The sequence below is a fragment of the Nostoc sp. PCC 9305 genome, assembly GCF_963920915.1.
GTDB lineage: Bacteria > Cyanobacteriota > Cyanobacteriia > Cyanobacteriales > Nostocaceae > Nostoc.
Genome location: NZ_CAWUDN010000001.1, coordinates 152,787 through 167,074 on the forward strand (window position 1 = coordinate 152,787; position 14,288 = coordinate 167,074).

General features: G+C 42.1%; 17 protein-coding genes. 5 read left to right on the plus strand and 12 right to left on the minus strand.

All coding sequences use genetic code 11. From position 1 onward, the window contains the following. Positions 1-156 precede the first annotated feature (156 nt). The 5 genes from ACM0OX_RS00610 (at position 157) to ACM0OX_RS00630 (ending at position 3,496) form a co-directional block, all read left to right on the plus strand. Positions 157-477 carry a 2Fe-2S iron-sulfur cluster-binding protein gene (locus tag ACM0OX_RS00610; RefSeq protein WP_414512197.1) on the plus strand — a complete coding sequence of 107 codons (321 nt, stop codon included), beginning with the start codon at positions 157-159 and terminating at the stop codon, positions 475-477. A 147-nt stretch (positions 478-624) separates the two neighbouring features. Then, complete coding sequence (locus ACM0OX_RS00615; RefSeq protein ID WP_414512199.1) at positions 625-804, plus strand: hypothetical protein; 180 nt, start codon at positions 625-627, stop codon at positions 802-804. Positions 805-900: 96 nt separating this feature from the next. Beyond that, the gene (locus ACM0OX_RS00620; protein WP_414512201.1) at positions 901-1,968 is read left to right on the plus strand and encodes a DUF3326 domain-containing protein; all 1,068 of its coding nucleotides are present in this window, start codon (positions 901-903) and stop codon (positions 1,966-1,968) included. Positions 1,969-2,053: 85 nt separating this feature from the next. Next, entirely contained in the window at positions 2,054-2,644 is a 591-nt protein-coding gene (locus tag ACM0OX_RS00625) for a CPBP family intramembrane glutamic endopeptidase (RefSeq protein WP_414512202.1), read from the plus strand. A gap of 231 nt (positions 2,645-2,875) precedes the next feature. Beyond that, positions 2,876-3,496, plus strand: a complete 621-nt coding sequence (locus tag ACM0OX_RS00630) for a CP12 domain-containing protein (protein ID WP_414512204.1) — start codon at positions 2,876-2,878, stop codon at positions 3,494-3,496. A gap of 268 nt (positions 3,497-3,764) precedes the next feature. Here ACM0OX_RS00630 and ACM0OX_RS00635 read toward each other — a convergent pair whose 3' ends face one another. The 12 genes from ACM0OX_RS00635 to typA form a co-directional block, all read right to left on the minus strand. Next, complete coding sequence (locus tag ACM0OX_RS00635) at positions 3,765-4,880, minus strand: LptF/LptG family permease (protein WP_414512209.1); 1,116 nt, start codon at positions 4,878-4,880, stop codon at positions 3,765-3,767. Between the two features lie 351 nt (positions 4,881-5,231). Next, the gene (gene lptB, locus ACM0OX_RS00640; RefSeq protein WP_414512211.1) at positions 5,232-5,960 is read right to left on the minus strand and encodes an LPS export ABC transporter ATP-binding protein; all 729 of its coding nucleotides are present in this window, start codon (positions 5,958-5,960) and stop codon (positions 5,232-5,234) included. Positions 5,961-5,990: 30 nt separating this feature from the next. Continuing rightward, positions 5,991-6,488 (minus strand): LptA/OstA family protein, encoded by a 498-nt coding sequence (locus ACM0OX_RS00645; protein ID WP_414512212.1) that lies wholly within the window; start codon positions 6,486-6,488, stop codon positions 5,991-5,993. A gap of 284 nt (positions 6,489-6,772) precedes the next feature. Beyond that, entirely contained in the window at positions 6,773-7,165 is a 393-nt protein-coding gene (locus ACM0OX_RS00650; RefSeq protein ID WP_414512214.1) for a DUF309 domain-containing protein, read from the minus strand. Continuing rightward, the gene (locus tag ACM0OX_RS00655; protein WP_099100573.1) at positions 7,162-7,527 is read right to left on the minus strand and encodes a ferredoxin thioredoxin reductase catalytic beta subunit; all 366 of its coding nucleotides are present in this window, start codon (positions 7,525-7,527) and stop codon (positions 7,162-7,164) included. The genes ACM0OX_RS00650 and ACM0OX_RS00655 overlap by 4 nt, the downstream gene beginning before the upstream one ends. Before the next feature lie 206 nt (positions 7,528-7,733). Beyond that, on the minus strand, positions 7,734-8,894 hold the full coding sequence (locus tag ACM0OX_RS00660; RefSeq protein WP_414512216.1) for a DUF58 domain-containing protein: 1,161 nt from the start codon (positions 8,892-8,894) through the stop codon (positions 7,734-7,736). Between the two features lie 271 nt (positions 8,895-9,165). Next, positions 9,166-9,753, minus strand: coding sequence for a Uma2 family endonuclease (locus ACM0OX_RS00665; protein ID WP_414512217.1), 588 nt, complete (start codon positions 9,751-9,753; stop codon positions 9,166-9,168). A 199-nt stretch (positions 9,754-9,952) separates the two neighbouring features. Then, a complete protein-coding gene (locus ACM0OX_RS00670) occupies positions 9,953-10,342 on the minus strand; it encodes a type II toxin-antitoxin system VapC family toxin (RefSeq protein ID WP_414512219.1) in 390 nt (129 codons plus the stop codon). Next, the gene (locus ACM0OX_RS00675) at positions 10,339-10,566 is read right to left on the minus strand and encodes a type II toxin-antitoxin system Phd/YefM family antitoxin (protein ID WP_414512221.1); all 228 of its coding nucleotides are present in this window, start codon (positions 10,564-10,566) and stop codon (positions 10,339-10,341) included. Before ACM0OX_RS00675 ends, ACM0OX_RS00670 begins: the two co-directional genes overlap by 4 nt. 105 nt (positions 10,567-10,671) lie before the next feature. Beyond that, positions 10,672-11,838: a GUN4 domain-containing protein gene (locus ACM0OX_RS00680; RefSeq protein ID WP_414512223.1), complete on the minus strand. Its 1,167-nt coding sequence runs from the start codon at positions 11,836-11,838 to the stop codon at positions 10,672-10,674. A gap of 47 nt (positions 11,839-11,885) precedes the next feature. Then, on the minus strand, positions 11,886-12,281 hold the full coding sequence (locus ACM0OX_RS00685) for a hypothetical protein (protein WP_414512225.1): 396 nt from the start codon (positions 12,279-12,281) through the stop codon (positions 11,886-11,888). Between the two features lie 194 nt (positions 12,282-12,475). Continuing rightward, a complete protein-coding gene (typA, locus tag ACM0OX_RS00690) occupies positions 12,476-14,266 on the minus strand; it encodes a translational GTPase TypA (protein ID WP_414512227.1) in 1,791 nt (596 codons plus the stop codon). Positions 14,267-14,288 lie beyond the last annotated feature (22 nt).

The window sequence follows — 14,288 nt, forward strand, 5'->3', positions numbered from 1 at the left end:
TTGTATAGTAAATAATGTTACTAATCTAAAAATCGTTCAGGATTAGTTGCTATAATTATCAATCTTTTACCTAAATTTTTATAGTAACATCTGGATATTTTTAACTAATTCAGATAAACTAATACATTTGTCCGTTGCATCACGCTTCTTTTGTATATGCCCAAAACTTACACCGTAGAAATCGATCACCAAGGCAAAATTCATACCTTGCAAGTTCCTGAAAATGAAACGATCTTATCAGTTGCCGATGCTGCTGGTTTGGAACTGCCGAGTTCTTGTAATGCAGGTGTCTGCACAACTTGCGCCGGTCAACTATCTGAGGGAACTGTGGATCAAACTGATGGCATGGGCGTTAGTCCAGATTTGCAAAAGCAAGGTTACGTATTGCTTTGTGTTGCCAAACCCCTTTCTGATTTAAAACTTGAGACGGAAAAAGAAGATGTAGTTTATCAGTTACAATTTGGCAAAGGCAAATAATCAGCGAACAGTTATCAGTATATCGGATGATTATTCATAACTGAATAACTGTTCGCGGAGATGACCAAATCTGATAAATTACACAAGTCTTTCATCGCAGATGAAATCATCTATTCTAGAAACTACAAATCAACAGGATTTACCAAAATGACAACTCATTTTATTACCGCAGAAATTGATTTACAAGAAACTCCCGCAGACTTACTAGAAGTAATTGAAACAGAGTTAAAGAAACAAGGCGAACCTCTGCGTTGGGCAGTTACTTCTGTGGATGCTGACGAACAAAAAGCTACAGTTGAAGCCGTTGTCACAACAGTTAAGAGTTAGGATAGACGCGATTAAGAGAGACGCGATTAATCGCGTCTGTACAAGAGTTAGGATTTGATGGCTTGTGATTCATAAACTCATCACTCTTAACTTAAGATGAATCGTCCATATACCGCTATTTTAATTGTACCAACAGGCGTTGGGGCTGCCATTGGGGGTTATGCAGGAGATGCTTTACCTGTTGCCAAAGTCATAGCACAGGTTTGCGATCGCCTAATTACTCACCCCAATGTCCTTAATGGCGCAAGTTTGTATTGGAATCTCCCAAATGCTTTCTATGTTGAAGGTTACGGGCTTGACAAATTCGCCTCTGGATGCTGGGGTTTGCGTCCAGTCCGCAGTAACAAAGTAGGTTTGCTTTTAGACCAAGCTATTGAGCCAGAGTTACGGCTACGACATATACAAGCAGCCGATGCAGTCAGAGCAACTCTGGGATTGACTCTAACAGATTATGTAATTACTGATGCACCATTAAATGTAGAATTACGGACTACAGCATCGGGGGCTAGTTGGGGAACAATTGGCAACCCGGATAGCTTGTTAAGGGCAGCTGAGATATTAATTAAAAAAGCGGGGGCAGAAGCGATCGCAGTTGTAGCCCGTTTCCCCGATGATATGGATGAGGAAGCAGTACAGAAATATCGCCAAGGTGAAGGCGTAGATTCTTTAGCGGGTGCAGAAGCCGTAATTAGCCATTTGCTAGTGCGAACCTTTCAAATTCCTTGCGCCCATTCTCCCGCCCTTTTGAGCGAACCTCCACAACCTGATTTATCTCCGCGTTCCGCCGCCGAAGAATTAGGCTATACCTTTTTGCCGTGCGTCCTTGTCGGATTAAGTCGTGCCCCACAATTTATAATAGATAAAAGAGCGATTGCATCAGAGAAAGGAGATATTTGGGTAGATGAAGTGGATGCTGCGATCGTACCTGCAACTGCCTGTGGTAGCAGTGCCTTACTGAGTTTAAGCCAAAGACAATGCCAAATAATTACAGTAGAAGAAAATAAAACTCTGATAAAAGTTCCTGCCCAACCTTTGGGGATCAAATCTATACAGGTAAACTCATATTTAGAAGCAGTAGGTGTATTGGTAGCACATAAAGCAGGCATCAATCCCTGCGCTCTCCGTCCCAAATTATTACCTTTGCAGTCAGTAATTAAAAGTTAGGAGTTAGGAGTTAGGAGTTAGGAGTTTTTACCCTTCCCCTGCTCCCCATGCCCAATGCCCAATGCCCCTTAAAAATTAAAAACCTGTGATTGAACAACAAAAGCAAGAGCCAGAAATTCCATACCTGACGCGCATCCAAGTACTTGGGGCGATGGGAGCGACTGCAATCATTTTGTTGATAGTCGCTAAACTTTCGTTATACCTTGGTAACTTTTCGCTATTTTCTTGGGACTTGAATCCAAGAGAAGCGCTGTTAGGTGTAGGGTTGGGGTTTGTGCTCACCGCGTTAAGTGGCTTAACTTACCGCCTATGGACTGCCTATCGTAAGAGTGCAGATTATTACCTAGAAGTAGTACTAAAGCCTTTAGCTTTACCAGATTTGATTTGGCTGGGGTTGCTACCAGGGTTGAGTGAAGAATTGTTATTTAGAGGTGTGATGCTACCAGCTTTAGGCTCCGATCTTACAGCTGTAATCGTATCTAGTCTTTGCTTTGGCATCTTGCATTTTAGCGGTTCCCAACAATGGCCTTATGTAATTTGGGCAACAATTGTCGGGATGATATTAGCATATAGTGCCCTGCTCACGGGCAACTTGTTAGTGCCGATTGTCGCTCATATTATTACCAATTTGATTTCTAGCTATTTCTGGAAAATGCGGCAATTTTCGGCAATTTAAAAATAAATATTTGTTAATCGGCAAAATATTATCACAATTTATGCTTAGTTTTTGGGCATTGGTTACATTGGATAACATCATAAGTTGACAACTGGTCTAATTTATTGTTGTAGCTGGGCAAAAGTTCAACTTTTTTTACTTTCTAGTTAAAGCAAACTGTGCGCTGCAACGCTTCGATACGTCCATGAGGGCGCAGTGCTGCACCGGACTATTAACCAGGAGACTACAGCAATGATGAAAGCTGAAGATATCATGACCAAAGACGTAGTTACCATTCGCGGTTCGGCAACTGTTGCTGAAGCGGTGGGGCTGATGAAGGATAAAGGATTGCGGGCGCTGGTTGTGGATCGTCGCTATGACAATGATGCTTATGGCATTGTTACAGAAACGGATATTGTTTATAAGATCGCAGCCTACGGTAAAGATCCAAAGCAAGTGCGGGTTTATGAAATTATGAGCAAGCCCTGCATTGTAGTCAATCCTGATTTGGGTGTGGAATATGTAGCGCGGTTATTTGCTAATACTGGTATTCATCGCGCACCTGTGATTCAAGGCAAGTTGTTAGGCATCATCTCGATTACCGACATTTTGACTAAAAGCGACTTTGTGGAAGCGCCAAAAGCGCTACTGCTGGAGGAGAGAATTCAAAAAGCTATTGAGCAGGCTCGTGCTATTTGCACTGAACAAGGTGCTTATTCTAAAGCCTGTGCAGCTGCCTGGGATGAGGTAGAAGAACTTCAGGCAGAAGCAGCTCATCAGAAAGCTGAGGGTATGATATCAGCCAAAGTCTCTTTTGAAGAATACTGCAAGGAAAACCCCAATGCACCAGAATGTCGAAATTATCACCCGTAATTGAAGTGGGGGATGAGGGAGAATAAGGGACTTCCAAATAAAAAAATATCCCATCGCTTTTAGGGCAGGGGAGCAGGGAGCAGGGGGAGGAAAAGTCGTTGTGATTCCAAAAATTGGATAATTTATTTTTTGGAGTTCCCTATAGACATCTGGTGAAAATAAATGTAGAGACGTACCACTGCTATGTTTCTGCAAGGGTTATGGATAACGCATATTTAATTTCACCAGATGTTTAATATTGTTTGTGTACTGCCGCATCCTCCTCAATTTAACGTCTGGCAACTCGCATCAATAAGAATAGACCTATTCCCAAAAAAAGAAAGTTGGGCAACCAAGCTCCCATAAAGGGAGATAGGACACCTGCTTGTGCCATCGCCCCACTAATAAAGAAAATTAAGTAGTACGAAAATATAACTAGGACACTAATCCCAAAGCTTGTACCTCTCCCCGTCCGCTGCGGTATGCTTCCCATCGCTGCACCTACCAAGCCAAAAACCACGCATACAAAGGGCAAAGAGACTTTTTGTTGAATCCGCACTTCAAGTTTACGAATTTTTTGGCGATCGCCACCAAGATTTTCCACTTCTAGTTGCTGTAGTGCTTCAGAAATATTCATCTCACCATAATCGCGGCTTTTTTCTGCCAGACTTAATGGCGTGCGCGGTAGTTGCAGTTGTTGTTGTTCAAATTTGACGATGTTACGATAAGAGCGATCGGCAGCCACAAAATAGATCGTACCGTTGTAAAAATCCCAGACATTTTGCGAAGGATTCCACTGAGCAGATTCTGATACCACAATTTGATTCAGATTTTTTGTTGAGCGATCTATAATTGTCAACCCTTTCATCCGCTTACCATCAAATTGGTCGGCGTAAAACAAGCGTGTCAATATCCGATTCTTAGAACCATCCGGCTGAACAACATCCTGGTATTCAGGATAGAAAATATTTTGTTGTTTAAAAGTTGGCTTGTCTGATTTCAGGGCTTTCTCTAAAGTCGTCGCCGCTTGATAATTTGCTGCTGGTGCGATTTCTTCGTTAAACACAAATGTCATTCCTGTGACTACAAGACTTAACATCACAGCAGTTAGCACCATGCGATAGACACTGACGCCACAACCACGCAAGGCAATTAGTTCGCTCTCGCTAGAAAGACGACTGTAGGTCATCAAAGTAGCCAGCAGCGTAGACATCGGGAAAGCTAAAACGATAAAATTGGGAAATTTTAACAAAAAAACTTGAATAGCAATGTCTATGGGTAGCCCAGATTCTACAATTTTTCTGACGAGATCGAATACAGCATCAATGGTGACGCCAATTGATGAAAAAGCTCCGACACCAAAGAAAAACGGCGCTAACAATTCGCTGGCAAGGTAGCGATCCATGATCGTAAAAGGCAGCAGCGAATAAAGACTATTAAAAGACGGGAGCTTCTTTGATATCATAAGCAACTTGAAAATTTAGATATTGGCAACCCTGGTAAAGCAAAGTATATAGCAGGAGGCAGGGGTAGGAGGCAGGGGGTAGGAGGCAGGAGAAAAATAGTCTTTATATCTGGTCTGGAAATTTAGGCTCTCTACCTCACTTAATTACAAACTGCTGTATCTAATTTATTCAGTATCAAAGTTTAATTCTCAATAGCTGAGAAAACAGAACTAAAATGAATTCATAAAATTCATGCTGAAGAATCAAAAATCAAAATATTCTTTGAAATTATTAACTAAATAATTATTAATTTAGACTTGAAAATTATCCCCCAAATAATATTGCCGCACAAGGGAATTGCTGTAGAGTTCGTCAGCAGCGCCAAAAGCGAGGATTTGTCCCTCACGCATGATGTAGGCGCGATCGGTGATGGCAAGGGTTTCACGGACATTATGATCTGTAATTAAGATTCCCATACCGCGCTCGCGCAGTTGTGCTACGATTTGCTGAATTTCTGAGACTGCGATCGGATCGACTCCCGCAAATGGTTCATCCAAAAGTAAAAATTTTGGCCCTTCTTTTCCAGCAGCTAAAGACCTTGCTAATTCCGTCCGCCGTCGCTCACCACCAGAAAGTTGAATTCCTTTACTCCTAGCTAATTTTTCCAACCGAAACTCCCGTAGTAAAGTTTTGAGTCGCCTTGACCACTCCCAACGTGGCACATGAGTTTGCTCTAGCACTAACAGAATATTATCCTCTACCGAGAGCTGGCGAAAAACACTTGGTTCTTGTGCTAGATAACCAATACCCAGTCGTGCCCTTTGATGCATTGGCATTCCCGTCACGTCTACATTACCCAGCCAAACTTTTCCTTGATTGGGTTTTTCTAAACCTGTGGCAATGTAAAAAGTCGTCGTTTTACCAGCCCCATTGGGGCCTAGTAAACCAACGATTTCGCCCTGAGCAACAGAAAGATTGACACGATTGACAATTACTCGCTTGCCGTAAGATTTGTGAATATTCTCTAAAACAATTTTCACGCTGGAAGCACCCTTTCTTGGTGGTAAATGCTAATTAGAAGGCTTCAAAGGTGGCGTCTTTGGGGCAGGTGTCGCAGTTTGTCCGCTATTATTTGATTCCTCAATCATGTAGATGGACTCTACCTGACGGTTGGATTGGGGTAAAGCAACAAATCGCCCTTCATCAATTAAATAGGTTACTTTCTCTGCTCGGATACTATTACCGCCCTGTTGCAGAATATATACATTACCACTGAAATCAATTCGGCGTTCCTTACTAAAATACTGTGCTTGGGCAGATGTTGCCTGAAGTTGACGAGCCGGATACAACATTTGCACGTTACCGCGAGCGGTAATTACTTGATTTTTAGCGTCATATTCTTGCACATCAGCGCGGATAGTCAGGGGGCGATTTGCCTCAGATGTTTGTGCAGTAGCGGTTTGCACTTGGGTAGGGAAGGCAAAAGCGCCCAAAAGTGCAGCTGGCAGCATTAAAGCTAATCCAAAGCGACGTATCTGTGAGAAGGGCAATTGATAGCAGGGCATCATAGCAATTGGGGATTTAGGATTTCAGCTTGCATTCTAATTATCTCAAGTACTTTATCCAGATATGAAATATACAATCTGGAGTGATTTACGATAACTACTGGCTGAAATAGTGACGCTACCCCCAACCTCAAGGTTTCAGGTAATTGACATCTGAGTGAAATCGACGTAGGCACAATACTCTTCTTTTAACGGAGACACACGCGTAGCTAGTGGTACGGGAAGCCCTTGGCTAGATGAATTTCGCCTACCAGTGATTTCAGGCAACGCATAATTTAACTAGATGTCTAATCAGTACTCAGCACAATTCTAGGCAAAGATAAGACTTGATTTTCGCCCAGATCGCCAGCAGCAATTTTATCTGGCCCTATTTGTTGTAAATTCGTCAACAACGCTGCGCTCTGACTCAATAGCTCATCTACGTCAACGCCGCCGTAACTAGATGGGTAACGGCGTAGGCGATTGCTACCTTCTCCCAATAGAATTACCGCACCTCGCCAATTCCGATTTTCCAAATGATACAGTGCCACAGCAATTTGGAGAATGCCTTGATAAAAGCTTTTTTCCGGTTCGCCAGCTTCAATCCACAAAGCCTCTAAAGTGTCATGACAAGCGTAGAACTCTCCAGAATTGAACTGTTCTACGCCTTGCCAAAACTCTTGGGGGATGATTTCGCTCATCCCATACTGTCTCGTACTTCTTTGATTGTTTCCAGAGAGATTTCTTGTTTATCTCCAGCAAACTCGTTGTCAGGGGTGAGGAATAACATGCAATGGCACTCTTTGCGTTCTCTCATTGGCACACAAGGACAGTTCCAATATGTGGCGTGAATCTCAGCTTCTTTGTCTTCGTAATGGCGACAAGGACATAAAGGCGCACCCAGGTCGTCTTTATGTTTGGCTAGTCCTTCAATCACAACTGCGGTGACAGAAGGTTCAGAACAGAAGTATGTTCCAGTACGCTTGGCGTATTGTTCGGAAAAATGCCGCATTGCCTCTAGGCTTTTATCGCTGGATTTTGTGTTATGTTCTGATGCGATCATGTCGTTCATAATTTAAATATTTCTTTGCATTGTACCTCAGCCTCACTAAGGGATTACTGGGTGTATTTCCCCAACCTTACCTGCTCAAATCGTTTTACTTTTGCTCAAAGGCTGATCTATCGAGTGTCCTGGGATCGGAGAAAATCTCAGAAATCGCAGAACCTGAACTTGTCAGCAGTCTTTGAAATTATAAAATTTGAATTGATTTATGAATGTAATGTTTTTTGTAGCTGGGGTTGCAGTAAACCATCGCTTTGCAAAACTATACCAGGGTGTTCCCAATTAATTACCTCTTGCTCTGCTGGTGAGGAGATATTTGGCCACAAAACCCAACGACTACCTTGAGGAAGAGTAGCAAGGCTCAGGGGGTTTTGAGTCAACCAAATCAAAGGATAGCTTTTAGGAACAACTGAACTGGCATCTTCTAAGGCTGCGGTTGCTGCTAAGGTTTCTAGAACAAAGCGATCGCCTTTAACTAAACTTGTTGATGCTGTCCACAGTTGCACCTGTAATTGCTGTTGCTGTGCATAAAAGTACAGTGATGCTGCGGCAATTACTGCTTGTTCAAAGTTTTCTTCTTCCCACTTGCTAGCACTGTCAAGGGCAATAACTATTTCTTGTCCACCTGTGACCATTTCTAACTCCCGCACCCTTAATTCGCCATAGCGGGCGCTAGTTCGCCAGTGAATCAGACGGGTGGGATCTCCGATGCGGTAGGGACGGAGCGATCGCACCAGCCCTGTTGTCGCTGTCTGCAATGGTCTACCACGAGGATCGCCCCTTTTGCTCTCTTCTTGTCCCATTTCATCTACTAGGGGGCAGGTAGCCAAGGGTAACACTGTCGGATAAACGATCGCTGTGGCGGCACAATCACGCTGACGGCGACACCAGAACAATCCTAAAGGCGCACCAGAACCAAGTTCGACTGTGTGCCAGCGATAAACGCCCCGGCGCTGAGTCGGATGGTAATATACCCAACGGTAACTACCTTGGCTAGGAATTGTTTCGATTGCCTTTTGTACTGGTTTTCCTAAGACGAAGGGCAGTATATCTTCAACTTGCAATAAGCTTACAGGCTGCTGTGTCTGATTGCAGATTTCTAATTCCACCGTTAGATCGTCGCCTGCTGATACTGGTCGCATGGGACGGCGGGTGATGGATAGACCTGTGAGCGATCGCGGTGGTAAGATGGCTGCTACACCCAAAAGGGCAAAACTGATGCCGCTAATGGCATACAGCCAACCAGCCATCGTATTGATACCTGCGCCAAAAAAACAAATAGCCGTTGCTGCTAGTACCCAACCGCCATAAGCAGGGGCACTGGCGCGAGTTTCTAACCAATTGGTGATGGGTTTGATGATTTTCATGTTTCTTTTTTAACCCAATACCACCTAAAATTCACAGTGTCTCAGGGGTTCGTCAAAAAAGCTTTTAGTTGGATTCCTCAAAACAGAGATGGAAAGTTACGACGACTACTTACAATTGAGACTTATGCTCACAGAAAACCTCTATTTAGATTATTCAGCATTTTAAGTTAAAAAACTCACTCTACTTTTTCGTTCAGTTAGAGTTTATTCGGGAAATAGAGTAAGTCATATTCACACAAGATGCAGATTTTTTGATGATTGCGAGTTGCTGTCAAACTGTACGCTGTAACCAAGCAAAGACTTCATTAACAGAGAGCGTCAAATTTAAATCTTCTAACACTGGTAATATATCCTGTCCTGCTAACAAATCTGGTAAAGAATTAGGCTGATAAACTAAAATACAGCGTTCACTTGGATCAATCAACCAGCCTAGCTGACTGCCATTTCTCAAACAGTGTAAGATATTGCCAGTTACTTTCGTTTGACTTTGAGCAGGGGAAAGAATTTCGATGATCCAAGGGGGTGCAAAATCAATCCCGCTGCTAATAATATCACCGCTCTCATCCAGTGGTATTTGATTGGTAGAGATCACAACCACATCAGGAACTACTGAACGATTACCGCAGGTACAGCGTAATTCAGGAAAAGCTTCGTAGTTACTTCCCAACGTATCAATCACTGCAACTAAACGTTTTTGCAATAAGCTGTGTTTACCTCCTCCCATAGGTTTCTGAATTGCCTCTCCGTTGATATATTCCCAAGCTGGTGACTCTTCAATATATGGAAGTTTTAAGAACTCTTCTAAAGTCGCGCTTTCTGGAACTGTAATTTTTCCTTGCGTCGACGTAATATTTTTCATAATTCGGTTACAAGCGGAAGTGGGTCAGTTGTTGAAACCAATGGCATTTTGAGATCAAGATTGTTCTAGTCTTCCCTTTTTAGTATAGGCTGAAGCTTATACTAGTCTTGAGCGTCTCTTGCCACCGTAGGCATCGCTTTCCGATCTGGACTTTTGACAATAACTTAATAACTTCTATTGTGTATAAATGTGGTACGATTCACCACAATATCTGCACGGGATAACTTTCAAACATACTGTCTCTAGTAATTATAGGTATGCTATCTACTAAACTTTGAGAAATTATGAGCCGATCAAATGGATCTTTATGGTAAAAAGGTAACTTTGCTAACTCATCTAAATGTTCTGGTCGTATTTCAAGCAATTCAATAGCATTACCATAAACTTGTTGCTTGACCAACTCAGTAAAAGTCATTTCCAGTTTTAGCTTGTCGATACTGACCTTGATAGAAATTTCCCAAAGACTCGCAATGCTCAAAAATCTTTGATTTCCCCGATCTTCAATCAAGTTTTTTGCTGTGTCACTGAGGTTAAAACTGCCCTCAATAAACCATAAAAACGTATGAGTGTCGACGAGCAGGAGTCTCATGGAGCGTATTCCTCAAAATCTGCCAACGGCTCATCAAAATCATCTGACATTTTTACCAAATCCCTAGCACTACCAAACTTGGGGCGTACTTCTACTCCATTAAGTGGCACAATTTTGAAAGATGTCCCATCATTACGCATGATGATGACTTCTTCTCCAGCAGCCGCCTCTTCAATTAATTCTGCTAGGCGAGTCTCAGCTTCTTTCAAATTAACTTGGTGCATTGATAGTCTTTACCAAAACCCGATATTTTGAATATAACTTCTTTGTCAGTTATTGACTCAAGGATCTTTTCATGTGGACAATGGCGATCGCAGTTTCACGAATAGTCATGATATACGCCCAACAATGACTTCTAGTATTTCAAAATCAATATCACATCGCTCAGATTTCTCTGAGTTTAGCATTAAACATATTGGAAGATGCCCAGATGGTGCTGTCCGCGAGTAGTAAATATCCGAGTAATATACCCAATCTCCTTCTTTCCGCCAGCCAACTTCATCACCAAATTTTTCTTGTATTTCTTCACTATTATAAGTTGTATCTGAACCGCCTCCAATACGTTTCCAAATGCGTTTTTGAACGCTAAATCCAAACCGCCCATTGCTATATTTTAACCAGAGTTTATTTATATTATTTAAGTCTTTTCTTGGGAGAACTTTTATATGTTCTGAACAAAAATAATCTGTAAGGTAAGTTCTGTATAGTGAAGTTTCTGGTAACTCTTTCTGAGATATTATATAAATTATCTTAGCCGTTTCTAAATCAGCTTCTTTCCAGTTCTTAGCTTGAAGTAATTCGTCTAGTTTCTGATAATGCCCCGATACTACTTCAGTGAAATCTTTAGAAGAAGTATGACTATAGGCTGTAGCACTAGTAACAACTTCTCTTGCTACTTCAGTTTCATCATTAGTCTTCTTAGTGTTAGTACTAAAAGATTTTTTCCACATAAAAAGCTTTTTTCTAACCTTGGGCTTTTTACGGGCTTCTTCTGCTAATTCAGTTGCAATTTCTGTTTTAGCGTCTTCTTCACTATAACCCTGATTTTTTAGTTCAGTTATTAACTCACGAATTTCTTGAGCAATTTCTGAAAAATCCTGATTTATGTTAATAACATCTCCATATATCTCAATTTGATCGCCATTAATATTTGCGTTATAATTACCTCCTTCTGTATAGATATTGCGAGGTTCATTTGTCTCATCATCTACTGAGCTTTCATCTAAACTGTTTTGCTTATTCCTAACTTTTAAAATATATAAATAGAAACCTAATCCAAATATGAGTATAGCTAGTCCGCCGAAAAAAATAGCAAAAATCATTTGATAGTTTGCTAAAACATAATCAATGATTTTTTTTGATAAATTAAGAATCGTTAGGTATACAGCCCTAACTAAAGCTATGCTAAACACACCGTATATTACCTTCTCTACCAACGAAAGCCGATTGCTCAGAAGATAGAACTCTCTGAATATTTGCTTTATTGGGACTTTCATATTTCAAATTCTGCTCAGTGCTTTATAGCATAGGAGTAATTGACCTTTTAAAATGGCATAGGAATGCCTAATGAAGCAAAAACTAATTTAATCACATTTAGCGTAGCTTCTCCTATGACAGCACTTGCAGCAGCATCACGTATAGATTGCCCTAATTTAACAAGTTTACCTTTAGCTCTAGGGTTCTTTTGAACTTCATTCGCCCAGTCTTTAACTACCTTCTGTTGAGCATCTTGGCGATTATAGCCCTGATTTTCTAGCTGGCGTAATAACTCTTGAATCTGTGTAGCAGCTTCAGATAAATCCTGACTGATATTTATATAATTACCATTATTTATGTAATTACCGTGTACTTGTAAATAATTCCCTTCAATAGACTTGTTAAAGTTCCCACCATCCCCTAAATATATATTGAAAGTATTATTATGATTTTCATTGCTCATACAAGAAACCTTTAGCTAGTATGTTTGCGAATCGAATTGACTGACTCGCTCTAAATAGATTGATTAATTTATAGTAGCGTATAGTACTACATTTAACTACTAGAAGATTACTAAACGAAAAAGCCTGCGTCAGCAGGCTTTGTTTTGTGATGTTATTAAATGAGTGGGTGAGCAAGAAAAGCCACCGCTATGAATTACCGTTTCGCCAACTTCTTCGACATCTTCCGCAGACGAATAGATTGAGGTGTAACTTCCACTAATTCATCGGGGCCAATGTATTCCAAAGCACGCTCTAGGCTCATGTCTATTGGTGCTTGCAGTTGCACTAATTCATCGCCACCAGCTGCGCGGTGGTTGGTTAACTGCTTGGTCTTACAGATATTCAATTCCAAATCTTGGGAACGATTGTGTTCTCCCACAATCATGCCTCTGTAAACCTTTGTACCGGGAGTAATAAAGAATGCTCCTCTATCTTCGGCATTTCTCATAGCGTAGAAGGTAGAAACGCCTTCTTCAAAGGAGATTAAAACGCCTTTGTTACGGGCTTCAATGTCGCCACTGATTTGACGGTAGTCTAAGAAGCTGTGGTTCATGATGCCTTCGCCACGAGTCATCCGCATGAATTCACCCCGGAAACCAATCAATCCACGGGCGGGAATGACAAACTCTAACTGGGTGCGATCGCCACTACCTGGCTGCATATCTTGCATTTCGCCTTTGCGTTGTCCCAGGCGTTCAATACAGCTACCCACACCATCAGCAGGAACGTCTAACACCAAGAGTTCAAAAGGTTCGCAAGGTTGGCCGTTAATTTCGCGGTAAATTACCTGTGGCTGAGATACCTGAAACTCGAAGCCTTCCCGACGCATGGTTTCAATTAAGATACCCAGGTGGAGTTCACCACGACCGGAAACGAGGAATTTATCAGGAGAATCGGTTTCTTCGACACGCAAAGCAACGTTGGTTTCGAGTTCGCGGAATAGGCGATCGCGTATTTGTCTTGATGTCACCAACTTGCCTTCTTGACCAGCAAAGGGCGAATCATTCACCCAGAAGGCCATTTGCAAGGTTGGTTCATCCACTTTAATAAGTGGTAAAGCTTGCGGTTCATTGGGGTCAGTAATCGTTTCCCCAATATAAGCATCAGCGAAACCAGCCACCGCCACAATATAACCTGCGGTTGCTTCTTCCATCTCTACGCGCTTCAGTCCATCAAAACCCATCAACTTGGTAATTTTACCCTTGACAATGGTACCATCTTCTGTTACCAAAGCCGCTTGTTGCCCTGCGCGGATAGTACCGTTGTGAATTCTGCCAATCACAATCCGTCCCAGATATTCAGAATAATCTAGGGTTGTAACTTGCAATTGTAGAGGCTTATTGCTGTCGCCTACTGGTGGTGGAACGTGTTGCAGAATTGCGTTAAACAGGGGTTGCATATCTACCGATTCTGCTTCCAAGCTTTCCTTGGCGAAACCTCCCATACCGGAGGCAAACAGATAGGTAAAATCACACTGGTCTTCATCTGCCCCTAATTCCAAGAACAGATCCAATACTTTATCAACAGCAACGTGGGGGTCAGTTTGACCGCGATCGATTTTGTTGATGATAACGATGGGGCGCAGCCCTTTTTCTAAGGCTTTTTTGAGGACAAAGCGCGTTTGGGGCATGGGGCCTTCGTTGGCATCAACAATCAGAAGACAGCCGTCAACCATACCGAGTACGCGTTCAACTTCGCCACCAAAGTCAGCGTGTCCAGGAGTATCAACAATATTAATTAGTGTTTCTTTGTAGCGAACTGCCGTATTTTTGGACAGGATAGTAATACCCCGTTCCCGTTCTAGGGCGTTAGAGTCCATAACGCAATCCGGAACGTCTTCGCCTTCGCGGAAAATGCCGGATTGTTTGAGGAGTGCGTCAACCAGGGTCGTTTTACCGTGGTCAACGTGGGCGATAATGGCGACGTTGCGAATTGGGAGCGTCATAGAAGCTTTTGGTGAACTCTAG